This window comes from Comamonas squillarum (genome assembly GCF_025309455.1).
Taxonomy (GTDB): Bacteria; Pseudomonadota; Gammaproteobacteria; order Burkholderiales; family Burkholderiaceae_C; genus Comamonas; species Comamonas squillarum.
Genome location: NZ_CP104377.1, coordinates 5,078,538 through 5,099,197, shown reverse-complemented (window position 1 = coordinate 5,099,197; position 20,660 = coordinate 5,078,538). Strand labels below are relative to the sequence as shown.

At 57.1% G+C, this 20,660-nt stretch carries 30 protein-coding genes and 2 tRNA genes; 13 read left to right on the top strand and 19 right to left on the bottom strand.

Translation table 11 applies throughout. The features are described 5' to 3' along the window. Nucleotides 1–53 precede the first annotated feature (53 nt). Together N4T19_RS23175 and N4T19_RS23170 are read left to right on the top strand one after the other, a co-directional pair. Nucleotides 54–977, top strand: a complete 924-nt coding sequence (locus N4T19_RS23175; RefSeq protein ID WP_260719113.1) for an IPTL-CTERM sorting domain-containing protein — start codon at nt 54–56, stop codon at nt 975–977. Nucleotides 978–1,051: 74 nt separating this feature from the next. Further along, the gene (locus N4T19_RS23170) at nt 1,052–1,309 is read left to right on the top strand and encodes a hypothetical protein (protein WP_260719112.1); all 258 of its coding nucleotides are present in this window, start codon (nt 1,052–1,054) and stop codon (nt 1,307–1,309) included. Here N4T19_RS23170 and N4T19_RS23165 read toward each other — a convergent pair. The 12 genes from N4T19_RS23165 to N4T19_RS23110 form a co-directional block, all read right to left on the bottom strand. Then, nucleotides 1,287–1,544 (bottom strand): hypothetical protein, encoded by a 258-nt coding sequence (locus N4T19_RS23165; protein WP_260719111.1) that lies wholly within the window; start codon nt 1,542–1,544, stop codon nt 1,287–1,289. The genes N4T19_RS23170 and N4T19_RS23165 overlap by 23 nt on opposite strands. A 26-nt stretch (nt 1,545–1,570) precedes the next feature. Beyond that, nucleotides 1,571–1,711: a hypothetical protein gene (locus N4T19_RS23160; RefSeq protein WP_260719110.1), complete on the bottom strand. Its 141-nt coding sequence runs from the start codon at nt 1,709–1,711 to the stop codon at nt 1,571–1,573. A gap of 342 nt (nt 1,712–2,053) precedes the next feature. Beyond that, entirely contained in the window at nt 2,054–2,497 is a 444-nt protein-coding gene (locus tag N4T19_RS23155) for a hypothetical protein (protein WP_260719109.1), read from the bottom strand. A 1-nt stretch (nt 2,498) separates the two neighbouring features. Further along, complete coding sequence (locus tag N4T19_RS23150; protein WP_260719108.1) at nt 2,499–2,924, bottom strand: hypothetical protein; 426 nt, start codon at nt 2,922–2,924, stop codon at nt 2,499–2,501. A 16-nt stretch (nt 2,925–2,940) separates the two neighbouring features. Beyond that, complete coding sequence (locus tag N4T19_RS23145; RefSeq protein WP_260719107.1) at nt 2,941–3,282, bottom strand: hypothetical protein; 342 nt, start codon at nt 3,280–3,282, stop codon at nt 2,941–2,943. Nucleotides 3,283–3,462: 180 nt separating this feature from the next. After that, nucleotides 3,463–3,702: a hypothetical protein gene (locus N4T19_RS23140; protein WP_260719106.1), complete on the bottom strand. Its 240-nt coding sequence runs from the start codon at nt 3,700–3,702 to the stop codon at nt 3,463–3,465. Between the two features lie 11 nt (nt 3,703–3,713). After that, complete coding sequence (locus N4T19_RS23135) at nt 3,714–5,447, bottom strand: bifunctional DNA primase/helicase (RefSeq protein WP_260719105.1); 1,734 nt, start codon at nt 5,445–5,447, stop codon at nt 3,714–3,716. Further along, nucleotides 5,444–6,280, bottom strand: coding sequence for a helix-turn-helix domain-containing protein (locus tag N4T19_RS23130; RefSeq protein WP_260719104.1), 837 nt, complete (start codon nt 6,278–6,280; stop codon nt 5,444–5,446). The genes N4T19_RS23135 and N4T19_RS23130 overlap by 4 nt, the downstream gene beginning before the upstream one ends. 10 nt (nt 6,281–6,290) lie before the next feature. Continuing rightward, the gene (locus N4T19_RS23125; protein ID WP_260719103.1) at nt 6,291–6,683 is read right to left on the bottom strand and encodes a hypothetical protein; all 393 of its coding nucleotides are present in this window, start codon (nt 6,681–6,683) and stop codon (nt 6,291–6,293) included. 106 nt (nt 6,684–6,789) lie between these two features. Further along, the gene (locus tag N4T19_RS23120) at nt 6,790–6,927 is read right to left on the bottom strand and encodes a hypothetical protein (protein ID WP_260719102.1); all 138 of its coding nucleotides are present in this window, start codon (nt 6,925–6,927) and stop codon (nt 6,790–6,792) included. Then, entirely contained in the window at nt 6,924–7,406 is a 483-nt protein-coding gene (locus tag N4T19_RS23115) for a phage regulatory CII family protein (protein WP_260719101.1), read from the bottom strand. Before N4T19_RS23115 ends, N4T19_RS23120 begins: the two co-directional genes overlap by 4 nt. 274 nt (nt 7,407–7,680) lie before the next feature. Beyond that, nucleotides 7,681–7,908: a transcriptional regulator gene (locus tag N4T19_RS23110; protein WP_260719100.1), complete on the bottom strand. Its 228-nt coding sequence runs from the start codon at nt 7,906–7,908 to the stop codon at nt 7,681–7,683. 80 nt (nt 7,909–7,988) lie between these two features. Here N4T19_RS23110 and N4T19_RS23105 point away from each other — a divergent pair, with 80 nt between their 5' ends. Both N4T19_RS23105 and N4T19_RS23100 read left to right on the top strand, forming a co-directional pair. Next, entirely contained in the window at nt 7,989–8,624 is a 636-nt protein-coding gene (locus N4T19_RS23105) for a S24 family peptidase (protein WP_260719099.1), read from the top strand. A gap of 15 nt (nt 8,625–8,639) precedes the next feature. Next, nucleotides 8,640–9,062 (top strand): putative periplasmic lipoprotein, encoded by a 423-nt coding sequence (locus N4T19_RS23100; protein ID WP_260719098.1) that lies wholly within the window; start codon nt 8,640–8,642, stop codon nt 9,060–9,062. Between the two features lie 582 nt (nt 9,063–9,644). On the opposite strand, the gene N4T19_RS23095 is transcribed toward N4T19_RS23100, so the two are convergent. After that, nucleotides 9,645–9,881, bottom strand: a complete 237-nt coding sequence (locus N4T19_RS23095; RefSeq protein WP_260719097.1) for a hypothetical protein — start codon at nt 9,879–9,881, stop codon at nt 9,645–9,647. 315 nt (nt 9,882–10,196) lie between these two features. Between N4T19_RS23095 and N4T19_RS23090 the strand changes: the two genes are divergently transcribed. Continuing rightward, a complete protein-coding gene (locus N4T19_RS23090) occupies nt 10,197–10,358 on the top strand; it encodes a hypothetical protein (protein ID WP_260719096.1) in 162 nt (53 codons plus the stop codon). Nucleotides 10,359–10,365: 7 nt separating this feature from the next. Continuing rightward, nucleotides 10,366–11,157, top strand: a complete 792-nt coding sequence (locus N4T19_RS23085; RefSeq protein WP_260719095.1) for a hypothetical protein — start codon at nt 10,366–10,368, stop codon at nt 11,155–11,157. Between the two features lie 108 nt (nt 11,158–11,265). On the opposite strand, the gene N4T19_RS23080 is transcribed toward N4T19_RS23085, so the two are convergent. After that, nucleotides 11,266–11,790 (bottom strand): YlcI/YnfO family protein, encoded by a 525-nt coding sequence (locus N4T19_RS23080; RefSeq protein ID WP_260719094.1) that lies wholly within the window; start codon nt 11,788–11,790, stop codon nt 11,266–11,268. Nucleotides 11,791–11,893: 103 nt separating this feature from the next. Here N4T19_RS23080 and N4T19_RS23375 point away from each other — a divergent pair, with 103 nt between their 5' ends. From N4T19_RS23375 to N4T19_RS23050, 7 genes are all read left to right on the top strand, one after another. After that, nucleotides 11,894–12,103 (top strand): Arc family DNA-binding protein, encoded by a 210-nt coding sequence (locus tag N4T19_RS23375; protein WP_409935139.1) that lies wholly within the window; start codon nt 11,894–11,896, stop codon nt 12,101–12,103. Next, nucleotides 12,100–12,390, top strand: a complete 291-nt coding sequence (locus tag N4T19_RS23075) for a hypothetical protein (RefSeq protein ID WP_260719093.1) — start codon at nt 12,100–12,102, stop codon at nt 12,388–12,390. The genes N4T19_RS23375 and N4T19_RS23075 overlap by 4 nt, the downstream gene beginning before the upstream one ends. Continuing rightward, complete coding sequence (locus N4T19_RS23070; RefSeq protein WP_260719092.1) at nt 12,387–13,253, top strand: ORF6N domain-containing protein; 867 nt, start codon at nt 12,387–12,389, stop codon at nt 13,251–13,253. The genes N4T19_RS23075 and N4T19_RS23070 overlap by 4 nt, the downstream gene beginning before the upstream one ends. Before the next feature lie 76 nt (nt 13,254–13,329). After that, on the top strand, nt 13,330–14,127 hold the full coding sequence (locus N4T19_RS23065) for a hypothetical protein (protein ID WP_260719091.1): 798 nt from the start codon (nt 13,330–13,332) through the stop codon (nt 14,125–14,127). Further along, nucleotides 14,124–14,945, top strand: a complete 822-nt coding sequence (locus tag N4T19_RS23060) for a hypothetical protein (protein WP_260719090.1) — start codon at nt 14,124–14,126, stop codon at nt 14,943–14,945. The genes N4T19_RS23065 and N4T19_RS23060 overlap by 4 nt, the downstream gene beginning before the upstream one ends. 94 nt (nt 14,946–15,039) lie before the next feature. Continuing rightward, the gene (locus tag N4T19_RS23055) at nt 15,040–15,264 is read left to right on the top strand and encodes an excisionase (protein ID WP_260719089.1); all 225 of its coding nucleotides are present in this window, start codon (nt 15,040–15,042) and stop codon (nt 15,262–15,264) included. Then, a complete protein-coding gene (locus N4T19_RS23050) occupies nt 15,243–16,472 on the top strand; it encodes an Arm DNA-binding domain-containing protein (RefSeq protein ID WP_260719088.1) in 1,230 nt (409 codons plus the stop codon). The genes N4T19_RS23055 and N4T19_RS23050 overlap by 22 nt, the downstream gene beginning before the upstream one ends. Nucleotides 16,473–16,517: 45 nt before the next feature. Here N4T19_RS23050 and N4T19_RS23045 read toward each other — a convergent pair. The 5 genes from N4T19_RS23045 to pgsA all read right to left on the bottom strand — a co-directional run bounded on the left by N4T19_RS23045 (nt 16,518) and on the right by pgsA (nt 20,622). Next, nucleotides 16,518–16,593 (bottom strand) — tRNA-His (locus N4T19_RS23045). 60 nt (nt 16,594–16,653) lie between these two features. Next, nucleotides 16,654–18,567, bottom strand: coding sequence for a SurA N-terminal domain-containing protein (locus tag N4T19_RS23040; RefSeq protein ID WP_260719087.1), 1,914 nt, complete (start codon nt 18,565–18,567; stop codon nt 16,654–16,656). An 817-nt stretch (nt 18,568–19,384) separates the two neighbouring features. After that, nucleotides 19,385–19,460: transfer RNA gene (locus tag N4T19_RS23035), tRNA-Val, on the bottom strand. 16 nt (nt 19,461–19,476) lie between these two features. Further along, entirely contained in the window at nt 19,477–19,749 is a 273-nt protein-coding gene (locus N4T19_RS23030) for an HU family DNA-binding protein (RefSeq protein WP_021026954.1), read from the bottom strand. 306 nt (nt 19,750–20,055) lie between these two features. After that, a complete protein-coding gene (gene pgsA, locus N4T19_RS23025; RefSeq protein ID WP_116927291.1) occupies nt 20,056–20,622 on the bottom strand; it encodes a CDP-diacylglycerol--glycerol-3-phosphate 3-phosphatidyltransferase in 567 nt (188 codons plus the stop codon). Between the last annotated feature and the right edge of the window lie 38 nt (nt 20,623–20,660).

The window sequence follows — 20,660 nt, the reverse complement described above, 5'->3', positions numbered from 1 at the left end:
GATTGTTGACGTTTGATTACAAACGAACCAAATTCATACAAACTTAGGCACACATGACCTCTCTATCTACCAATCGCTCTCTTTGCAATCTGGCAGGTTCCGTCCTGATCGGCCTCTTTGCCAATTCAGCTTTCGCTCAAACGTGTACGCCGGTGACTACCTCGGGCACTTACAACGGTGTTGACGTAACCGTGGCGCTGACAAACACCGTTCAGTATGGAAGCCCTTATACAAGTTGCGGTGTGACTACTGGGGCAAATGCAATTTATGCCGGAACTGGGCCGGGCAACTCAAAAATTGTTTATTCATTTTCTTCTCCTCAAACCACCGCTCGTGTTTTGTTCTCAGGAGCAAATTCTGGAGAGTCCGCCTCTTTCTCTTTTGACGTTGGCACTCCAACAGTCTCGGTAAACGCAAGCAGCTGCACGCCTCCGATCACAGGCGCAACTGTAACGTTCCCAGGGTCTGATGATGGTGCGGATTTGCAGGTGACAGGGTCTCAACCCTTCAACACTCTTACAATTGACGTTCCAGTTATTGACCAAAGTGGCAGTCTGCTGGACCTTTGCGCAGAGTCGATTGCAGTTGCTCCACTAACTCCTCAGGAGATCAACTTCACATCGACCGCACCAAGCCCAGCAATCGTTGGTGCAACTTACGAAGTAGCTGCAACAGGCGGCGCCTCCGGCGAGCCAGTTGTTCTGGCCATAGATGCCTCAGCATCTGCTGTTTGCTCGATTGCAGGAAATACGGTCAGCTTGCTTGCTGAAGGCACTTGCGTAATCAATGCTGATCAGGCGGGCAACGCAACATATGAAGCCGCGCCACAAGCTCAGCAATCATTCTCTGTGACCGCAGCCCCCGTGATTCCTCCACAAGCAGCTACACCAGTCCCGACACTGGGAGCCTGGGGTCTGGCAATCCTGACCTCGCTGTTTGGCGGCTTCGCCTTCATGCGTCAACGTCGCATGTCCTGATCTCCTGATCGCTTGAAGAAACCCTCTTGGCTTACGATGGGAGTTCTCACACAACCATCACCAAGAGGGTGTTTATGAATCAAGAGCAAATTGAGTTCTTCATAACGCGGTATGCAGAACAGATAGATGAACTTCAGATTGAAGTCGCGGCCCTGGGCACAGCCGTGAGAACCATGCTTGAGTTTGTTGACGACAAAGAAGCCTTCCGCATCCGACTCAATCAAATTTTCAGTGCTTCCGCTGCCAAGACGATGACGCCTGAATCCCTGGCTGCACACGAGGCACGGCACCAGGCTCTGATTGACAGGCTTACTGGTCAACGCAAGCTTTAAGCTCAGATGCGTTGTCGGCATTCGGCCAAGTCCGATCACCAACTACGCGACGCGCCTGGCCTCCATTCACAGCTAGCTTGATCTCCTTGCAGTGCTCGCCCCATGCCTGGATCAGTTCGGGGGTCATGGCCACCTCTAGGCGCACTACCTCTAGCCCGTGCTTTTCCACATCTATCTGCATTCCCTGCAGGACAGGTGGGCGCACATCGTAGATGGCCTTGATCAGTGCCTGCATGGGGTTGTATGGGGGTAGGTGTGCTTTCATGGCTTGTCGCCTCCGAAGATCACAATAAGCGCAGAAGCCAACAGGCTTACGCCGCCCAGGACCAACCGTTGACCCGGCTTCATGTTGTGGGACACACAGATCATCGTGATCAACCCGAAGTATTGGACTGCGCTCATGGCTGTCTCCAAATGAATGAGGCCAGCGCAATGGCTGGCCCCGGAATAGTTCACCTTATCGGACTACCCAAACGGGCTGAGGATTGCCGCTCGCTCTTCAAGCACCCCTTGAGCTTGGGGCGGAGACTGCCGCGCCTTCACCCCACTCAGGCGCAGGCTGCGCTTGCTGCAGCTGAAAACGACAAGGGCCACGCCCCTTACAGGGAATGGCCCTCAATACTTGTTTGCCACATGGGCGGTAAGCAGATACAAAAAAGCGCCCCTGGTGGAGCGCTCAATCACTGAGCTTTACAGACACCGCCGCCTCCGTCCAGGGATGCCGCGATTCTTGTGCGTCTGCGCTCAATCGATGGGTAGGACGATACCACATCCAGAGTGGGTAAACAAGCCCCCGCGAACTATTTTTGCGGCTACTTGCACGATGGCTTCATTTCTGGATGCACACACCTCGGACTGAAACCGCTCACCGGCCCGTTGCGCAATGCACCGAAAGCGCACGCCATCTCGCTGGAAGTGCATGACGGTCCAACCATGAGCCGACAATCTGCGCACCACATGATTGGCGTTTATGGAGTTGTGCGCTGGCCGGATCTGGTTGCGGCGCCACTCGTTGCTGACTTCCTCACGGCTGGGCCTACCCTTCAGATAAATCATCTTTTCGCAAATGGGGCACACGCTATAGAGCAGCGACTGATCCCGGCAGACCTTGAAGCCGGGGTGCATGCACTGCTCTAGGATGTGCTGATTCACCAGCATCTCTTCAATGGATGGGTAAGGCCCTTGCATTTCACGCTCCCTTGACCAGCAGCATGTTGCGGCTGTCGGTGAGCAGCCGGCCCAGCTCCACCAGGCTTGTCCCGATGACCTGGCAGGCCTTCTTGGGTGTCATCCAGGGCTTCACGTAAACCCAGTTCAACACAGCGCGATGCTGCAGAGGCAGATGGATCACAGCTGCATGGATCTTGGCGGCGTCCAGGTGGTCAATCCGGTCACCTGTCTCCATGCGCGCCTGTGCGCTGTCCTTGGGCTCCGGTGGCACCATGCGAAACATCGGGGAGACTTGCCGAGCCACCGATCCATGGCACCAGCGGCCCCAGTTCACCAGGCGCGCATCGATTTGCCGGTGTGCTTCGGGCACCGCGTTGAAGTCCACATAGCCCCGGCGGCTGCGGCGCGCTGGGGTGGATAGTGCTGCTGTCTCTGCAAAGTTCATTCGGGCTCCGTTTCGGTTATTGGGGTTGGGTGTCGTGCTGCTTGTGTGCGGCCATGCGCTCCAGGAGGTCCGCCATGAAGTCATCACACAGCTCTCCCACGGCTTTGGCCTCCGAGACATCCACGGGTGCAGGGTCTTGGTGGGCCTGCAGGCGCTCTCGGTATTCGCAAAGCACGCGCCGCGCCTGTCGACATTCGTCATCGCTGCCAATGAAAAGCGGCGAATAGTCAGTGCCATGGCCGCGCAGAAATACTTGCCTGGCCTTCTTCAGCGTCGTGCTAAAGGGCTCCACATGGAATGCATGTTGTGCGCTGCTCCACAACAACGCATAGGTCGTTTCAGCTTGATGATTCGTCATTTGGATTTACCTCCTCCTATCCAAGCCAAGCGGGCATCGCTTACGCGCTTCTCTGCCTCTTGGTGCTTTCCGCAGTTGAAATGTGGGGAGAGGTAGCGCCACCCATCCCCTAACTCGCATGGCGCCATGAAGAACTGAGCCATTGGCCCCGCCCTTTTTGGCTTCCAATGGATGCATGTGCTACATGCCATCGCCGGTCTCCAACAGCCGTCTTTCATGATCGCGCCGCACCAAGATTGGCCTAAGCTCGTCCGCCTGACTGGTCATCTCACTCCAGGACCCATAGGCCACCAGCAGGTAATCATTGGTCTTTGCTTGCAGCAGGAACTGCATGCCGGACTTCGCAGCTTTAGAGAGCGGTTCGACATGGAATTGATTTGCTTTCTTGCTCCAAAGCAGGGAGTAGATTTCTTGTTGCATCGATAGACCTCTCAATCGGGGATTTCGTCGTTTTCCCAGTCAGGCTGGGCGCTGTGTGGGGCTGAAAATGGAGCACGATATTGGCCAGTAAGGCGGTCGTAGGCCAGCTCGACCACGCCGACTCGCCCCACCGACTTCTTGCGTATCTTTTGGACATGGATTTCTACGGTTGAGGTCTGCTTGGTTATGTCGCGCCATACAGCAATGCAGTTATCCGCCTTGTTGCGCCAGTGGGCAGAGCCAGCCACGTCGTATGGAGTTGGCACGGGGTACTGACCATTAGCCTCCTTCTGCAACTTTGTGGGGTGCGCGATGATCCAGAGATGAACCCCATGCGCTCGGGTGAACGCCCGCAGCTTTGACAAGGCTTGGCTGATGTATTCCGTCTCGCTCAGCCCAGCCAGGCGGGAATGGTCGATCTCATTCCATGGATCCAGGACCACCCCTCGAACCCCGTGCCTTTTGACGATGGATTTCAGCCGCTCAATCAGGCCATCCACGGAGGGAAGCTCTGGCATCAGGAACGTGAAATGTTCATCCAGGAACGAGATTGCACCGTCTTTCTCCCGCTGGGACATGCGCGCAGTCGGCCCTTGGCTGAAAGGCTTGCCGACGTGCTTCTCCGCCAACTTCGACAGGTGGTACTCGGTCGGCTGGTTCTCGGGGGAGAAAACAGCAAAATTCCAGCCATGCAGACGTGCAAGGTGGATCATCAAAGCATCCAGCCACTCCGATTTGCCATGGCCTGGGATGCCGGTTACCAGCGTCCATTCACCAGGCATGACCGTGTAGAGCTCATCGACGCACTCCCAGCCCGTGGAGTGGCCCTTGGGCATGCCGTAGCGGTACAGCCGCTCCATGCTTTCGCGGTACTCAGAGACGGAATGCTCACCCTCGACAGGAACCCATGAAGCGGCCTCGATACACTCCTTGAGGATTGCTGCCCCGTGCCGCTTAAGCACATCGTTTGCGTCCTTGCAGCCTTCTGACCAGCGGACAACCTTGCACTGATCTCGGCCTAGGCGGCGCAGCAACTCTTCCTCCAGGCGGACACCTGGCTCGTCGTTATCGACAGCGATGATGTGCGTCTTGGCTTTATCCAGCTCAGGCGCGGCCATGAAATCGAATTTGCTGTCGTAGTTCTTCGTGTTGGGTGTGGGTGCGCCGTCGGGGACGCTGACGCAGGACACGTACCCTGCTACCTCGACCGAGAGCTTGTCCATCTCGCCCTCGACCCAGATCAGCGTGTCGCCTATGTCATTGAGACCGTACAACACGCGCTCTGCGCCAGCTTCCATACGGAAATGCTTGTCTTGGGTCCGGTACTTGACGTTGACCACCTCATTGCCACGCTGATACGGGAACGCCACCGCATTTGCACGATCTTCAAGCTGTGGGAAGTAGACGCTGCAGACAGCGACGCGGTTGCGGATCAACACTTCCTGCGTGATACCCCGCGATGCAAACCATTTCACAGCGCCGTCAGACAGACTGGTGCGGTTGATCTCGTACACCGGCTTTCGCCAGGTCTTGACGATGGTCGGACGGTGCTGCTCGCCCGTTCCCAAGCCTCCGGACCAGCCACAGTGGTGGCAAGTCCATACACCTTTGTCGATGTTGACCGAAAGGCAGCGGGCGCGCTTGTTCTTGCGCGTGTCCGAGCACTGGGGACAGGTGGTGTCCTCCTCGCCCGAATTGCTGCGCAGCTCTATGCCGAAGTCCGAGAAGGTTTTCTGAGTCGTCACAGCACCACCTCCCGATGACGCACGGGCTGGTCATTGTGGTGCACAGCTCGCTCAAGCCTCACCCGCCCTCCCTTATCCTGGTCCCGTCCCAACCATCCGGTGAGGAAAGCCCGGACCCCTCGCTTTGTTTTTCGCCGGGTCGGGTTGTCCTTGCACCACAGGCGGGCTCGCAGCAAAGCCGCAGAAACATCCACGCCAGGAAAGGCTTGCCGCCACTCAGCAATATCCGCCTCTGACACCGGATGCTCTGTGCCGTCGTTGAGCGGGATAGACACCACGGTTGGCGAGGCGAATGCATCGAGGCCGCGCTGCGACTCGGTGCAGGATATGGATGTCTTAATGGATGTATTAATGGTGTCTATGGATGTATCAGGTGCACGTCGTGCCCCCCCGGGTGCATGTGGTGCCTGGGTGGTGGTGCACGTCGTGCCTGGGTGGTGGTGCACGTCATGCACTGGTGCACCTCCTGCACTGGTGCATGTGGTGCCTGGGTTAAGTTCCGATTCGGGGTTGTCCACCTGTGCATGTGGTGCCTGGGTGGTGGTGCACGTCGTGCCTGGGTTTAAAGCCTCCTCGCGCAGCTTTTCGAGATCGATTTCGCAGCGGCTGTTCTTTCCAGCAACCTTGTTCACTTGCACGATTCCAGCTTGAGCCAGATCCTCAAGCGCATTCATCACAGCGCGCCGGCTAAAGCATGTCCATTCGCACAGCCAAGCCAGTGAAGGCCAAGCTATGCCGTGGTCATCGGCGCGGTCAGCCAATGCCATCAGAACGCACTTGCGCACTGGCTGAAGGCGTATTGGCCTGCAGAGGTTGGTAACGATGTTGCTCATTCCCGCCTACTCAGAACGGCGCACCGTCATTGGCCTGAAACACGCCGCACGGGGCGTTTTCAAGATTCCCTCTGACTGCTGCGCCCCACTCGTCAAGCTCCTCTTGGCTCGGCAACGGAACAACCCAAAGCGTCCCGTAGTCATAGGTCTCCACATACCAGCCACGGGCTTCGCACCAAGCCTCAAAGCCCTTATGCACACTGCCGTTGTATGCGTCGTCGTCAATGGGCCAATAAGGACCAATCGAGTAACTAGGCTCAATCTCCGCTTCACCGCAAACAACCGCACCGATCTGCTCAGGGTTGCTTGACCATTTACCCAAGGAAACTGCCCTTGCACCTGGAAAGGTATTGTTGAGGTCAGCGATCAATGCAGCCTCATCAGCGTAGGTCTTGTTTGTCATGTTCACCTTTCATGCACCAGTTCAAATAGGTGCCAACAGGCCGGCAGGTGGTGAATCTGCTTTGCGGTCGGGGTAGCTAACCCTCTCCTGGCCGTTGGCGTAACTGTTAAGACTCCTGAGGAGCCTGGTCGTATTCCTGCAGCCACCGCGCATGCTCTAGCTGCTCACGCAGCCCGGCGGCTATGCGCTCGGCCTCAGCCAACTCGGCTTCGAGCTGTTCGACGGTCTTCGTGGAAGCGGTCATGCCACAGCCTCTGCTCGGGCCTTGCCTTGCTTGTGCTTCGCTTCCACGGTCTGGATCAGCAACTGGACCGCAGCCAGCGCCTCTGCAGCTTCCTTGTGGATGCGCGCCAGGTCGTTGTCCGAGATCACGCCATCTGCATCGCCATCCATCGTGGCCATGACCACATGCGACAGCTCCTGTGTGACGCTTGAGATGGAGCGATGCACGCATGGGCCGCCCTCCATCTCCAGCACGGGCAAACGCACAAAGCCGCCGCCATCGGCCGCAATCGCGTTCACAAAGTCATGGCAGTGAGGCGTGTTGGCCTCGATGCAGATTTCGGAGATCAGCGTGGCAGTGCTCAGGCCCAGCTTGAACTTGGGATCGCCCGACAGTTCTTTGCGCAGGACCTCGGCGGTCTTGCCCACACGCGGCGCCAGGCTCTCGTAGCCGCCTGGGTAGTTCTTTGCCATCTGGCGCAGTGCATCTTGGGGAGTCATATCCGGCCTCTATGTTTCTGGATGTTGTTTAAGTTGCGCAGCTTTCAGATACTGGCTGCATGAAAACGCAAAACACCTCCGCCACCGCCCGCCGCCCACAACTGCTGGGCAAGCAAATCCACAACAGCACGCGAACCCGTGTTGCCCAAAACGTCGATGCAGACGGGCGCATCACTCGCACGCTCCAAACCTCATGCTTAGAGGTGAATTGGATAAGCGGGGAGGCAGTCATTCGGTTCACGGGTAGCGCGGTGACTTTGGCGAAAGCTGTGGCCTAAGCGGTGGCTGGCTCGATGAGATCTGGCCAAATCAGATGCCAGTCGTTGGGCCGAAGATCTTTGCGGCTGACCTTTCCAGCGGTCAGTCGCTCGATGCGCAGGCAGTAAATAACTGGCACTTGCTTCTTCCATTGCCAGACAGCAGCCTTGGTGACACCTAAGGCCACCGCTAGAGCTTGTTGAGAGCCGACCACTTCGGCCGCGGTGTCGATTGGGTTTTGCATTGCCCGAGGATAGCATTTCTAGACTTCATGGGCAATATTTTCTAGCCCCGCTTTGTAAAGTATTTCTATACGATTGCCATATGGAACTAAATGACTGGGTGCGCGCGGCTCGCAAGTACGGAAAACTCACACAGGAACAGCTTGGTGAAGCTGTTGGGCGTACCAAGGCCAACGTCGGTCATTGGGAGAAAGGCCTGCACTCGCCTAGTTTCGAGATGGTCCAGCGCATAGCAGAGATCACCGGTTACGCGGCGCCAAACTCAGTGGCCGCACCAGAAGCCAATGCGGACGATGCGCAAAAGCTGCGCCAGGCGCGCGCCATCCCAGTAGTGGGTAGCGTGAAGGCGGGCGACGATGGCTACCTTGAGGAGCTGCAATACCCAGTTGGACACGGCGAAGGCTTCGTGATGTACTGGGCCCAAGATCCAGGCGCCTACGCATTAAGGGTCAAGGGAGACTCCATGCATCCGCGGTATAGGGCTGGTGAGTTTGTGGTGATCACACCAAACATTGAAGCTCAGCCAGGCCGGGATGTGATGGTGGCGCTGACGAACGGCAAGAAGCTGTTAAAGCTGCTGAACTGGTCGCGTGACGGAGAGGTTCAACTTCTAAGCATTAACAATGGGTACACCCCCATGACGATAGACATGGCCGACATTGATAAGATCCATCGAGTGGCAGGAAGTGTGCCGCCTGATGCGTTTGAACCTTATTGATGGAATCGAGGGGACATGAAAAAGTTTGCAATCACCATTTCTGCTGTTGTAGCCCTTACAGGATGCGCTACCGGTCCAACTCCGTTAGACCGCTTGCAGTCAGCGGCATATCAACAGGTTGTTCTGTACGCCAGTGAGTCTCAGATGTTTCTGGACAGCGGGAAGTCCCAAGATGAGCTCAAAGCAAGCGCTCAGGAAGCGATAGCGCGCAACCTGAAAGATCCAGCTGCTGCTCAGTTTCGCAATGTTCGGGTGATGCAATTCACGAATGGCAGAGTTGTTTGCGGAGAGGTCAACGGTAAGAACAGCTACGGCGCCTATGTGGGCTTTAAGCGTTTTGCCGCAAGCAACAACTCGGGCACCATCGAGTCCACCGGCAATCGATATCCGCACATCGATGTGGCGGCGAATTCTGGAATTGACGCAGCTTGCTTTTAAGTCGAGATCATTTTCTCGATTTAGCCGCCTTCGGGCGGTTTTTTGTTGTCTGATCGAAATCTCTCTTCTTTGCCAACCTGATGCAACCAAAAAAAGACTATCTTTTCTATCCACAGCAGGCTAGGTTAGCTTGACATAAAGGATAGATTCACTATACTTCAACCGTCGCAGCAACAAAAGCGATCCAGCCACCCCGAAGCGATTGGTATGCGTAGGGACCTAAGCCGGTGAATCACCGCTGGCAGCTGGAGGCCAGGCCCAACACACCGGGATGACCACGCAGCAGTTGCACCAAGCGATGGGTGCCAGTGATCGAGCGAGCCCCCTCCAGGTCTTTAAAAAGTCAGCTGCCGATGTTGCCTGCCCCGCCTGTGGGGCATTCGTCCGGCCAATTGCATCAGCGGGCACGGCCGCTGCTCTGCGCGGTGCCCAGCCGTAGCCATGCAAGGCTCAATTGGTGAGGTGAATGCGACCAAGAACAGGAACGGCAACGCTGGTTGGAATCTCAGCGCCCCGCCCGGAGCGTATCCGGGCGGGAAACCCAAGCGTTGTGACAGAGGGCTTAGGTTTCCATAACGATGCTCAGTCCTCTTGTGCCTCGATGTTTATCGGCTGCCCCACCAATTGCGCTATCAGGATCTGACGGAACAAGGTAATTTTCGACGCTTGAAACACTACAGATGATTCATCAGGAGCGCCATTCGAATCCAGTTGAGCCGGAATGGGGAGAAGCAGTTCCGGCTTTGTGGTCAGGATGATCTGGATGTAGGTATCTGCCAAGGCTGCAGCAGCCAATTGTTGATCACTGAAAACGCTCATGTTGCTCCACGATGTTGGGTTGATGGAACCCTGATCCTACCGCGCAACTGTGTCTTTTAGCCATCTTTTTTCGCCGGTCCATGCGCGTCCTCCTCCGCGTCTGGTGAGCACTTCGGGCCCGGCACCCTTCAACCCAGCCCGCAACACCAGCGGGCTTTTTCACGTCTGGAGCCCGCCATGTCTGAAAACAACTCTTCCGCTCCTAAGCGCTGTGGCAGCTGTGGTGCCCCCGTAGGACGCGAACCACAGCCAGGCGAAGGCCTGCCCTGCGGCCACTGATAACCCGCCCACCCGGGCACTACCAACGGAGCCGCTATGGCCGAACAAATCACCCTCGCCTACCGACTTTTCACCATGCGCCGCTGGGCCGGCGCCAGCTGGGCCAAAGCAGCTGCCTGGGCCCTGGGCCTGGTCTGGCGCAACGCGCGCAACGACCGCCGCACAGAAGTTGAACGCGCTGCCCGCCAGCGGCTGTAAGGACACTATGACCGACAACCAAGAATTCCGCGCTCTCTTCTCACTTCCTCCCATCGCGCTCAGCGCCAGCAAGGCGCTGGCCACCGTGCAGACGCCGGCACCAAAGAATGAAACCGGCGACCGTGAGCTCGATGCAGTGCTGTGGCTGCGTGACTGCATCCAAACAGCGCACCCGGCGCTGATCGCCGCCGCACTGGAAGCTTTCAAGAAGATCAAGACCCCCGCCAAGGACCTTGAGCGTCGCTACAGCGACTACCTCATGCTCGCAAGCGGCGGCAACCCCTTGGCAGCTGCACTCGGTGGCTTCGACTTTGCCAACCTGGAAGGCTTAGCCCAAACGTCCGTCAAGAAAAAGGCTCAGCAGGATGAGGCGATCGCTCGCTTTGGGAGTGAAAAGGCGCTGTTCGAGTTGACCCCAGCGGAGACGATCTGCAAAAAGGCCATGCGGGGACTCAAGCGCGATAAGGACTGGGGCGAGTACAACTCAGAGGAGGCAGCTGCACGCTTCGCCAAGCGCCCAGAGCTTGTACCGCATACGCTTGCCGACTGCCTCTATGAGCAGGACTACTGGGACTCGCTCTACTGGCTACGCAACGTCTTTTCGATCTACACCAGCGACGCCGATCCTGCCGGCCGCGCACACGACGATTACTGCTTTGCAATGCTGGCCAAGATCTCGCCACGCTCCAAGGAAGAAGCCCTGCTGGTGTACCAGCACTTGGAAGACAAAGACGGGATGGACCGCAACGAGACTCCGGACATTCTGCGCAACCTGATCGCCGGCGGATGGGAGGTTTAACGACTAACCGACCATTTGTCGGTATGCGATGAAGAGGTCAGTTTTGCCCCCGCCCTACGAAGATCTCATCGTGCACCAAGGGATCGTCTGATGATCTAAACCATCCCCTCAAAAAGGAGCGTTATCTGGATCTTTTCTCTCCCATTCGGGCAATATTTCGGGTGAGGCTCCATCCAGGGCGACAGCTTTAAATGCAGGCCAGTATTTACGCAAAACAGGGAACACCATTGAGCTCTCCTGTACGGTCCACTCCCATACACCGTCTATTTTTCGATAGCGTCCCCGCCAAACGGCTCCGTTCTCCCGAATCAGCTTCCAAATGACTTGTTCGTCATGGGTAAGCAAATCTGGAAAGTACAGCGCCAGCTTAACCAAGCGATCAGCTTCATCCACATCCCATAGTTGCTCCGCCCGCGACATAAGAATGACCTCGCCGTCATCCCATTCCTGGATAGGAAACCGCTTCAACGAGTCCTCGATCGCCCATTCAATGAAGCTCGATAGAGTGCGCCGTTGCTTACGGGCGGCAATCTCTGCGAGGTAACGCAACTTTGGGTCTAGGCGGACAGTTGTGATCTCTGAACGAGACAGCTTGCTGCCACCACCCTTCGTCTTCTTGGTGTCTTCAGTCATGGGGGCATTTTATTCCACGTATGCATATCGCATACATCTTTTTATTACAAAACAATCGTAAGCGATAAGCATACATCGTATTGTCTTCACATACACTTAATCCATGAGCACACACGTAGGAACACAGAAACACGACCGCTCATCGCCTGACACCGTCAGGATTCCTGCTGATTTGAGAGCCTATCTCCGCGAGCAAGCTCTCAAAAACACCAGGTCCTTTTCAGGTGAGATCGTGCATCGTCTTGAAGCCAGCCGCAAGGCAGACCTCCAGCCTCTAGCGACAGCGCCAAATGCGCAGAAAGGAACCCCATGAAAGTGACAACAGATAGCACCGTGACCCCGCAGATCACGGTCGATACCGAGCGAGACGATGCCTTCAAGCTCGGCGAAGAAACAGCCCACGAAACTTGGATTCAGCACTGCGAGGGCGACACCGTGGACGAAGCCTCGTTTCACATGGCCACCAGTGTCATGGAGCAATTCGTGATGGAAGACCGGGAGAACGCGACCGCTTACGCCTATGGCCTGATCCGCGAGCTGCTGCGCAAGTCCCGCAAGCCAGAAGGCACCCCCGCAAACCTGGAAGGAGCACCGCAATGAGCAATATCGTCAAGATCAACGACACGGACCTGCAGGTGATCGAGTACCGGGGCCAGCGCGTGGCCACACTTGCGCAGATTGATGAGGTGCATGCCCGTCCGGAGGGGACAGCCCGCCGCACATTCAATGAGCACAAACATCGTCTCGTTGAAGGTGAGGACTACTTCGTACGTAATACGTCCGAAGCCCGCGAGATGGGCTTTACCGCACCGAACGGACTGATCCTCATCAGCGAGCAGGGTTACACGATGCTGGTCAAGCCCTTCACGGACGACCTGGCCTGGCAGGTTCAACGCCAGGTGGTTACCGGCTACTTCCGCGCCAAGGAGCTGGCAGCCCCGTCAAAGCCTGCCCGCATTCGCGGCCGCACCGCCCTGGAGCAGGTGAAGCTCATCAACTTCGTAGGCGATGCCATCAAGAACGTACCGGGCATTCGACTTGGCCGACTGGCGGCCGCCAAGCTCAAAGCATTCTCCGAGCAGACGGGCCTGGATTTCAGCGACTTTCGCCGCGCCCTCCCCGCACTGCCGCTGGATCAGATGGTCCACTTGAATCCTACTCAGATCGGGCAGCGCATCGAAGCGCAGACAGGCCGGGCTAAAGTGAGCGGCCAAGCAGTCAACAAGGTGCTGCTGGCACTGGGTCTGCAGCGCAAGGTAGAGGACGACTACGTTCTGACCGAGGCCGGCACCAAGTATGGCGAGATCCACGACTACAAAGCCGAAAACGAACATTCCGGCCTGCAGATCGACTGGTATGAGTCTGTCGTCAACGTGGTGCGCGACAACCTGCCCCCCGAAACAACCAAGCGCAAGACCTCCAGTAGCCCCGCACAGTCTGGCCCGCAAGGCTCTGCAGCTTGACCCACCAAAGCGAAACCCCTGAGCGCTCTGACCTGCCCAGGGGTTTCTAGATCCGAACCATTACCAGGAACGAACCATGGAAGCAATTATCTCGCGTCCAAAGGCGGGCGCCAAGCAGAGCCCTGCGCGCCAGCAGGTAAAGCACAGCGAGCCAGTGCCGCCGCAACCCACAGAGGCTGAGCGCTTGCAGAAGGAAGCTCTGCAGATTCTCCACTACCTTTGCACCGAGTTGTCTGAAGCGGAGATGCAGGGGATGCCTGAAGCATTGGGTGCCGCCATAGATTGCGACACCGTGATCTTCCACCTGCTTAATCCTGAACAGGCTGACGGCCCTCCTCTTGGGGCACTTGCCAGCCTGGAACTGTTGCGCTCACATGTGGCCAACACTTCTTCGCTGATTGAAAAGGCCTCACGCCCAGGCATACCAGTGGCCATATCAACTGCTGCTGTTCTGGAACATATCGACCAATATGCAGATCGGCTGCACGCAGCAATCTCAGGCCTGCCAGGCACTCTCGAAGACCTCCGCGCCTTGACTACCTTCGCTGGCACCAAGACCTTCCGCGACCGGCCTACGCCACCGATCCGGCGTGTAGAGCAAGCACCGCCACCAGGCAAGACCCATGCTCAACAGCGTCGCGTGCTTGAGTTCGTCGCGCAGCAGGCTGGCACGGTGAACGAGCTGCTCATGCAGATGCAGACCGACTCCAAGATCAGCTATGAGAGCCAGGTGTTGCTTGGTGGGGCTCAGGCCATCACTCAATACATCGGCGCAGCTGCAGATGATGCGCTGGGCGGCGACATCGTCGGGGACTTCGAGCGCTGGACCTATGGTCCAAATTTCGCGGACGCGGGCAAAGGAACAGCAGCATGAATGCCGTTCTTGAAAAGCCTCCAGTAAAAGCTCGCGGCCGCAAGGCGGCGCCAGCCCCACCAGCCTCTGCGCCAACTCGACTTGCTTCTGCTGCCGCAACACTGTTTGCGGAGGTGGGCGACTTCTTGGCACAGGCCAGCGCGACAGATGAACCGCATGGTTTCAGTGGCGACTCAGATCGTCTGCTGAGCATTGGAGCAATGATCGCGCTTGATGCCGCAAAAGGTAAGTACTCGAACACGAACGCAGAGAACACAGCTTATGACGTGGCGGCATGCATCAACGCGGCTCGCCTTGTGCCTGACGATACTGAGTCAGTCGAACGAACCATAAACATCCACTGTGCATCCGAGCGTTTAGCAGCCATAACAGGAAGTGCTATTCATCAAATCATCTTCACCGATGTGCCGCGTCCTACTCGAGATCCTGCGCCAGCACCTTCAGCTGAGGCAGCAATCAGCCACAAGCGGTTCACCGAAGAGCAGCTGAAGGAGCTGTATTGGCGTGCATACGTGTTTATGGATTGCGCCTCCTCCGTTCTGTTTCACTACGCCGAACACGCAGATGACTCTGCAGTGTTTGCAATGAGAGACCTCTTGGATGTCTATCTCAAAGAGGCCAAACGGCGCTTTGATGACGAGAAATTGGGCGACCTAGTATCTGGCGACATGCCAGATCTATCCTGCGACCTGGACCGAGCAATAGCTCTGATCGGATCCTACGCCACTAACACTGATGACGGTGTGCTACACGGCGTGGAACATCTGCTATCCAGCGCTAAACGGATCGCTGATGGTGATGAGGGGGTACTGGGATGAGTAGAAGGACAGCCAAAAAACTGCAGGCCATGCCGGTGAGCGAGCAACCTGCAGGTGCTGCGATCTTGCCGAACTTAAATAAGGAACAAGGAACATGAGCAGCATAGAACTCGAAGCCCCTCAGCCCGTTTATCTCGCTGCCGATCGGTATGTGACCATCCGGGTGTACTCAGCCATATCTGGATTCACCATCAAGGCTATCCAGCGCAAGATCGAGAGCGGTGTCTGGATACAGAAGCGCGAATGGGTCCGTGCCCCAGACGGCCACATTTTTATTGACAGAGAAGGAGTCCAGCAATGGCTGACACGCGGGGTGTAGAAATTCGCGAGAGCAGCATCAGGCTGTCTTTCGCATTCGAGGGGAAGCGACAGCGCCGCACGCTCATGGTCGACGGAGTGGCGATGTTGCCTACGCCGGCGAACGTGAAATACGCTCACCGCTTGATCGCAGAGATCCGGCTGCGCATTCGCGCTGGCTCATTCAGCCTGGCCGAATACTTTCCAGAAGATGGAACCGTAGCGCGTGGCGGCACTGTCGCTGACCAGCTCGATCAGTGGCTGGCAGCCCAGAGCATCGAAGAATCGACCAAGGCGGGATACTCCAGTGCTATCAAATTCTGGAAGCCGCTTGTGGGACAGATCGCGATGACCGCCCTTCGGCACTCCGACATCCTCAAAGCCCTGCGCACCCGCCCCGACCTGAGTGGCAAGACTGTCAATAACTATGTGTCTGTGCTGCGTGCAGCCATGCACCTTGCAGTCCTCGACCGCTTGCTCAAGGAGAACCCGGTCGCGGCCATCGAGAATGCCAAATGGCAGAAGGAGCCGCCGGACCCATTTGACCGAGAGGAAGTTGACAAGATCATCGCCTATGCGCAGGAGCACTATGACCCGGCCGTGGCCAACATGATCGAGTTTCGCTTTTTCACTGGAGTGCGCACCAGCGAGATGGTGGGCCTTCAGTGGACCTCAATCGACTGGAACAAGCGGCAAATGTTGGTCCGCGAGGCGGTGGTCATGGGCATCCGCAAGCAGACCAAGACGAACAAGGCTCGGATAGTGGCGCTCAACAGCCGAGCTTTTGCCGCCTTGGAGCGGCACCGCACAGCTCTACCTCGCGCCAACGTGATGGCGATATCTGAGGTGGGAGATACCACCCATGCGGAAATCAAGAGGAAGGGCCAGGTCGACAACAGCACTGCGTTCCTGGATCCACGGTATGGCACCCCATGGATTGACGAGCGAGCTTTCCGCCGATCTTTCTGGACGCCGGCACTCAAAGCTTTGGGAATCAGGTATCGGCCACCCAACAATGCCCGGCATACCTTCGCAACCATGCTGCTGATGGCCGGTGCCACCCCAGCCTATGCAGCTAAACAGATGGGGCATTCCGTGGAGGTGTTTTTGTCGGTCTACTCCAAGTGGATCGACGACGGGCACGGGGACCTAGAGCAGGCCAAATTAGAACGCTTTATTGGTCAAAACTCCCCTGCAACTCCCCAAGAGCAGAAGAAAGGCACAGTCTGAAATTGAAAAACCCTTGCAGGTTATTCACTTGCAAGGGTTTCAATTTGGGGTGGCTGATGGGGCTCGAACCCACGACAACAGGAATCACAATCCTGGACTCTACCAACTGAGCTACAGCCACCGTGTTGGGGAAGACATGATTATAGCCAGAAATTTGGCCCCTCTCATGAAATCTCCGTTTTTATGAAATTTTTGTTTCCGCGGGGCGTGGCACCTTGATCTGTACCTTGAAACGCTCCTTGAGCATTTCGTAGTACGCCAGGGTCTCGGCATTGGCCTGGTAACGCTCAAACTCCTGCTTTTGGCGCAGGCGCAGCTCGGCAGAGTCTTCGCCGCGCGGTACGACCTTGTTCACGCGCACAACGGTGTAGCCATCGTTGCCCAGGTCCACACCGACCCAGGATGCGGCGTCGCCGATCTTGGCATGCATGGCGGCATTGAGGACGGCTGGCACCTGGCCCTTGGCATCCTGGCGCGACACGACGATGGGGGACGCCAGCTTGGCGCCCGCAGCATCGGCCTTCCAGGCTTCGAGCTTGGCTTGTGCATCCTGGCGCGCGAGCTCGGCAGACTTCTGGGCCACAAAGAGGTCATGGGCCTTGGCCTTGACTTCTTCAAACGGCAGGATGCGGGCATCGAAGTGCTCCACCACACGGCCCGAGGCCAGGGTGCTGGGGGCCACTTCAATGGCTTCGGTGTTGCGCTTGTTCTGCAACGCATCACTGGAGAACAGCGCTTCCAGGAAGGTCGGGTTGGCCAAGGCGCCGGTCGCGCCTGGCGCAGCCGTGCGGGTGACATGCTCGGCTTTCTGGATCTTCAGGCCCAGCTTTTCAGCCACGGGCTGCAGGCTGTCGGACTGCTCGAACACCATGTTGGAGAAGGTCTCGGCCACTTCGGCGTACTTGCGCTGCACCTGCTGGGCCAGCACTTCGGTCTCGATCTTGGCGCGCAGCTCTTCAAAGCTGGGCGTGCGAGGCGTCTTCACTTCACCCATCTTGATGATGTGGAAGCCGTACTCGGTGCTCACCAGGTCGCTGATATCACCCGACTTCATCGCAAAGGCGGCGTCTTCAAACGGCTTGACCATATCGCCAGGCTTGACCCAGCCCAGATCGCCGCCGCTGTCACGCGAGCCGGTGTCTTGCGAGTTCTTCTTGGCCAGATCGGCAAACTGCGCAGGATTGGCCTTGGCCTGGACGAGCAGCTCCTCGGCGCGTTGCTTGGCCTTGTCACGGTCCGCTGCAGACATTGAAGCGGGCGCATCAATCAGGATGTGGCTGATGCGGCGCTGCTCCTTGTCCATGAAGCGGCTCAGGTTCTCCTTGTAGTAGGTGCGCAGGTCGTCTTCGCTGGGCTTGATCATGCCCTTGACGGCTTCGGCGTTCAGCACCACGTATTCGATCGTGGACTGCTCCTTCTGACGGAACAGCTCCTGGTTGCTCTTGTAGAACGCTTCCACATCGGCATCCGTGGTCTTGACCTGGGACGCATAGTCCTTGGCGGCGAACTGGGCCAGCTGGATCTCACGCTGCTGGTAGAGCGCATCGACCGCCAGCTTGGTTTGCTCGTCGGTCGCAAAGGCCGTGTTGGACACACCGCCCAGCACCTGGCGCGCAGCGATATCGCGGCGCATTCCCGCTTCAAAGCCTTCGGGCGTCATGCCTTGCGCACCCACCAGCGCGCGGTAGGCATCCACGTCGAGCGAGCCATCGGGCTTTTTCAGCGCGGCGATCTGCGGAATCTCCTGCAGCGCGCGCACCAGCGAGGCATTGTCCACCGTCAGGTGCATTTTTTGCACCGCGGCATCGATCACCTGGTCACGCACCATGCGCTCCAAGGTCAGATAGCGGGCCTCGGGGCCATCCATCCACTTGGCGTCCATGTTGGGGTCTTGCTGGCGCATGCGGTCCGAGGCAACACGGTGTGCATTGTCCCAGTCCATCTGCGTAATGTCTTTGCCATTGACTTTGGCGACCACCGGGCTCTTTTCGGTGAAGTAGTTCTGGTTCACTCCCACCAAAACAAAAGACAGAATGATCAGCAAGAACAGCGGATACATCAGCACCTTGGAGTACTTGCGGATGGTTTCAAACATCGTCTAACTTTCCTGAGGACAAAAAAAAGGCGAACCCTCATTCGCGCCTTTATTCGGTTTTCACTAGGTGGCGCGGGCTTGCTGCCTGGTCCGAAGCGCCTACCCATGGCTTGCAATGGATGATTTCTCATTGCAAATCAATCAGATACAGCCTCAACCAACGGAGACAACCCACCCCCTGTCAAATAGGGCGTGCAACATGCGTCTTGGCAACGCACGAACGTCGAAACAGCAAGTGTACAGCGAAAGAGTTTTTGATCCCTATGAGGGCCAGGGGCGCGTTAGGGAATACGGGATTTTTGACGGTTCAGAGGGCCGAAATGGCATCGATGCGGCCGCCCCCTCACTGCCGTGCCATCGTCAGGCGCAGGATGCCGGTTCATCAGCTACACCGCAGCCAGGCCAGCCATCCTAGGCGTTTGAGGGCAACACCAGCAACGCACCAGAACCACATTCCTTGGCTTGCTATCCATCCATATGAGATGCGAGACCTAGAAACTTCCGCGCGGCTCGGAGAAGCCTGGAGGGACCGCACCAATGCATCCGTTTTGCCCGAATGATGCCAATGGCATTATCGCCAACAAGGCAGCGATTACCCCATGCATGTGGGCAGGCTTATTCCACCGCCCCTTTAACCCAAGTCGGCCAAGCCTTATCGGTGCCATGCATGCAGACCTGCACCGTTTCAAGGAATCGCACGGGTGGCAAATGGCGTTTTTGGGTCGGCTGAGGCGCCCTTTGCGTCCATTTCAGTTGGCGAATGGACAAAGAAAAAACCCCTTAGATCACTCTAAGGGGTTTATTTTCTTGGTTAATGTGGTGGGTGCTGACGGGGTCGAACCGCCGACCTACGCCTTGTAAGGGCGCCGCTCTACCAACTGAGCTAAGCACCCCACCTGATAACCGAAATTAGTTCAGCGCATCTTTCAATGCCTTGCCTGGACGGAACTTAGGCACCTTGGCTGCCTTGATCTTGATCGCAGCGCCGGTACGTGGGTTACGGCCGGTACGAGCAGCGCGCTTACCAACGGCAAAGGTACCAAAACCTACCAGAGAGACTGTACCACCTTTTTTCAAGGTCTTCTTCACTGCATCAATGGTGGACTCCAGCGCACGAGCGGCAGCAGCCTTGGAGATATCAGCATTGTTAGCAATGTGCTCAATGAGTTCAGTTTTATTCACAAGCAGCCTCTATTAATCAAGAGAGTTAAGGAAGTGTATGTTTCATCCCATTATGAGCAGTTTGTACGCCGTACAACTGTCACAGATTCAAAAACAACACCACTGGCACGAAATTTTCATCTCGACCCCAGCGCCTCTGGAATGAGATGAATTCTAGACGGAATTTCTGGGGGCTCAGGCAAAAAATCACTTTTTTTCGCTGACCAGCACCCGCTTTGCCTTGCAAAAGCCAAGCATCACGGGCCCTGTAGCCTGAATTCCTTGTACAGGCGAGATGCAGTCTACGCCCAAACCTGTGGCGCTCGACTAAGAATCAACCCTAGCCCGGATCTCGGGCAAGGCCTTTTGCAGGTAATAAATCATGGACCAGACCGTGAGCACGGCAGCGCCCCAGATCAGCCAGGTTCCCCAGACACCGGTATCGATGCCGGCCACCTTGCCGTCGTAGAGCAAAAAGGGAATGGCCACCATCTGCACGGTGGTCTTGAGCTTGCCCACCATGTGTACGGCCACGCTCTTGCTCGCGCCAATGCGGGCCATCCATTCGCGCAGCGCCGAGATGGCGATCTCGCGGCCAATGATGATCAGCGCGACAAAGACATCGGCGCGCTGCAGGTAGACCAGGATCAGCAGCGAGGCGCAGACCAGAAACTTGTCGGCGACGGGATCGAGGAAGGCGCCAAAGGAAGAGGTCTGGTTGAGCTTGCGCGCCAGAAAGCCATCGAGCCAATCGGTGAAGGCGAACACCACGAACATGACGGTGGCCCACAGGTTTTTGGTGGCCATATCAAGAGGCGAGTAGTACACGCCGATGATGAGCGGGATCGCGACGATGCGCGTCCAGGTCATGATGGTGGGGATCGTAAAGAACATGCGGCTATTGTGGCACGCAACGGTGCAAATTCAGTGAA

Excerpts from the sequence above, each read along its gene's own strand:
- N4T19_RS23175 (WP_260719113.1), top strand. The coding sequence starts at position 54 with ATGACCTCTCTATCTACCAATCGCTCTCTTTGCAATCTGGCAGGTTCC.
- N4T19_RS23170 (WP_260719112.1), top strand. The coding sequence starts at position 1,052 with ATGAATCAAGAGCAAATTGAGTTCTTCATAACGCGGTATGCAGAACAG.
- N4T19_RS23165 (WP_260719111.1), bottom strand. The coding sequence starts at position 1,544 with ATGCAGGCACTGATCAAGGCCATCTACGATGTGCGCCCACCTGTCCTG.
- N4T19_RS23160 (WP_260719110.1), bottom strand. The coding sequence starts at position 1,711 with ATGAGCGCAGTCCAATACTTCGGGTTGATCACGATGATCTGTGTGTCC.
- N4T19_RS23155 (WP_260719109.1), bottom strand. The coding sequence starts at position 2,497 with ATGCAAGGGCCTTACCCATCCATTGAAGAGATGCTGGTGAATCAGCAC.
- N4T19_RS23150 (WP_260719108.1), bottom strand. The coding sequence starts at position 2,924 with ATGAACTTTGCAGAGACAGCAGCACTATCCACCCCAGCGCGCCGCAGC.
- N4T19_RS23145 (WP_260719107.1), bottom strand. The coding sequence starts at position 3,282 with ATGACGAATCATCAAGCTGAAACGACCTATGCGTTGTTGTGGAGCAGC.
- N4T19_RS23140 (WP_260719106.1), bottom strand. The coding sequence starts at position 3,702 with ATGCAACAAGAAATCTACTCCCTGCTTTGGAGCAAGAAAGCAAATCAA.
- N4T19_RS23130 (WP_260719104.1), bottom strand. The coding sequence starts at position 6,280 with ATGAGCAACATCGTTACCAACCTCTGCAGGCCAATACGCCTTCAGCCA.
- N4T19_RS23125 (WP_260719103.1), bottom strand. The coding sequence starts at position 6,683 with ATGACAAACAAGACCTACGCTGATGAGGCTGCATTGATCGCTGACCTC.
- N4T19_RS23120 (WP_260719102.1), bottom strand. The coding sequence starts at position 6,927 with ATGACCGCTTCCACGAAGACCGTCGAACAGCTCGAAGCCGAGTTGGCT.
- N4T19_RS23115 (WP_260719101.1), bottom strand. The coding sequence starts at position 7,406 with ATGACTCCCCAAGATGCACTGCGCCAGATGGCAAAGAACTACCCAGGC.
- N4T19_RS23110 (WP_260719100.1), bottom strand. The coding sequence starts at position 7,908 with ATGCAAAACCCAATCGACACCGCGGCCGAAGTGGTCGGCTCTCAACAA.
- N4T19_RS23105 (WP_260719099.1), top strand. The coding sequence starts at position 7,989 with ATGGAACTAAATGACTGGGTGCGCGCGGCTCGCAAGTACGGAAAACTC.
- N4T19_RS23100 (WP_260719098.1), top strand. The coding sequence starts at position 8,640 with ATGAAAAAGTTTGCAATCACCATTTCTGCTGTTGTAGCCCTTACAGGA.
- N4T19_RS23095 (WP_260719097.1), bottom strand. The coding sequence starts at position 9,881 with ATGAGCGTTTTCAGTGATCAACAATTGGCTGCTGCAGCCTTGGCAGAT.
- N4T19_RS23090 (WP_260719096.1), top strand. The coding sequence starts at position 10,197 with ATGGCCGAACAAATCACCCTCGCCTACCGACTTTTCACCATGCGCCGC.
- N4T19_RS23085 (WP_260719095.1), top strand. The coding sequence starts at position 10,366 with ATGACCGACAACCAAGAATTCCGCGCTCTCTTCTCACTTCCTCCCATC.
- N4T19_RS23080 (WP_260719094.1), bottom strand. The coding sequence starts at position 11,790 with ATGACTGAAGACACCAAGAAGACGAAGGGTGGTGGCAGCAAGCTGTCT.
- N4T19_RS23375 (WP_409935139.1), top strand. The coding sequence starts at position 11,894 with ATGAGCACACACGTAGGAACACAGAAACACGACCGCTCATCGCCTGAC.
- N4T19_RS23075 (WP_260719093.1), top strand. The coding sequence starts at position 12,100 with ATGAAAGTGACAACAGATAGCACCGTGACCCCGCAGATCACGGTCGAT.
- N4T19_RS23070 (WP_260719092.1), top strand. The coding sequence starts at position 12,387 with ATGAGCAATATCGTCAAGATCAACGACACGGACCTGCAGGTGATCGAG.
- N4T19_RS23065 (WP_260719091.1), top strand. The coding sequence starts at position 13,330 with ATGGAAGCAATTATCTCGCGTCCAAAGGCGGGCGCCAAGCAGAGCCCT.
- N4T19_RS23060 (WP_260719090.1), top strand. The coding sequence starts at position 14,124 with ATGAATGCCGTTCTTGAAAAGCCTCCAGTAAAAGCTCGCGGCCGCAAG.
- N4T19_RS23055 (WP_260719089.1), top strand. The coding sequence starts at position 15,040 with ATGAGCAGCATAGAACTCGAAGCCCCTCAGCCCGTTTATCTCGCTGCC.
- N4T19_RS23050 (WP_260719088.1), top strand. The coding sequence starts at position 15,243 with ATGGCTGACACGCGGGGTGTAGAAATTCGCGAGAGCAGCATCAGGCTG.
- N4T19_RS23040 (WP_260719087.1), bottom strand. The coding sequence starts at position 18,567 with ATGTTTGAAACCATCCGCAAGTACTCCAAGGTGCTGATGTATCCGCTG.
- pgsA (WP_116927291.1), bottom strand. The coding sequence starts at position 20,622 with ATGTTCTTTACGATCCCCACCATCATGACCTGGACGCGCATCGTCGCG.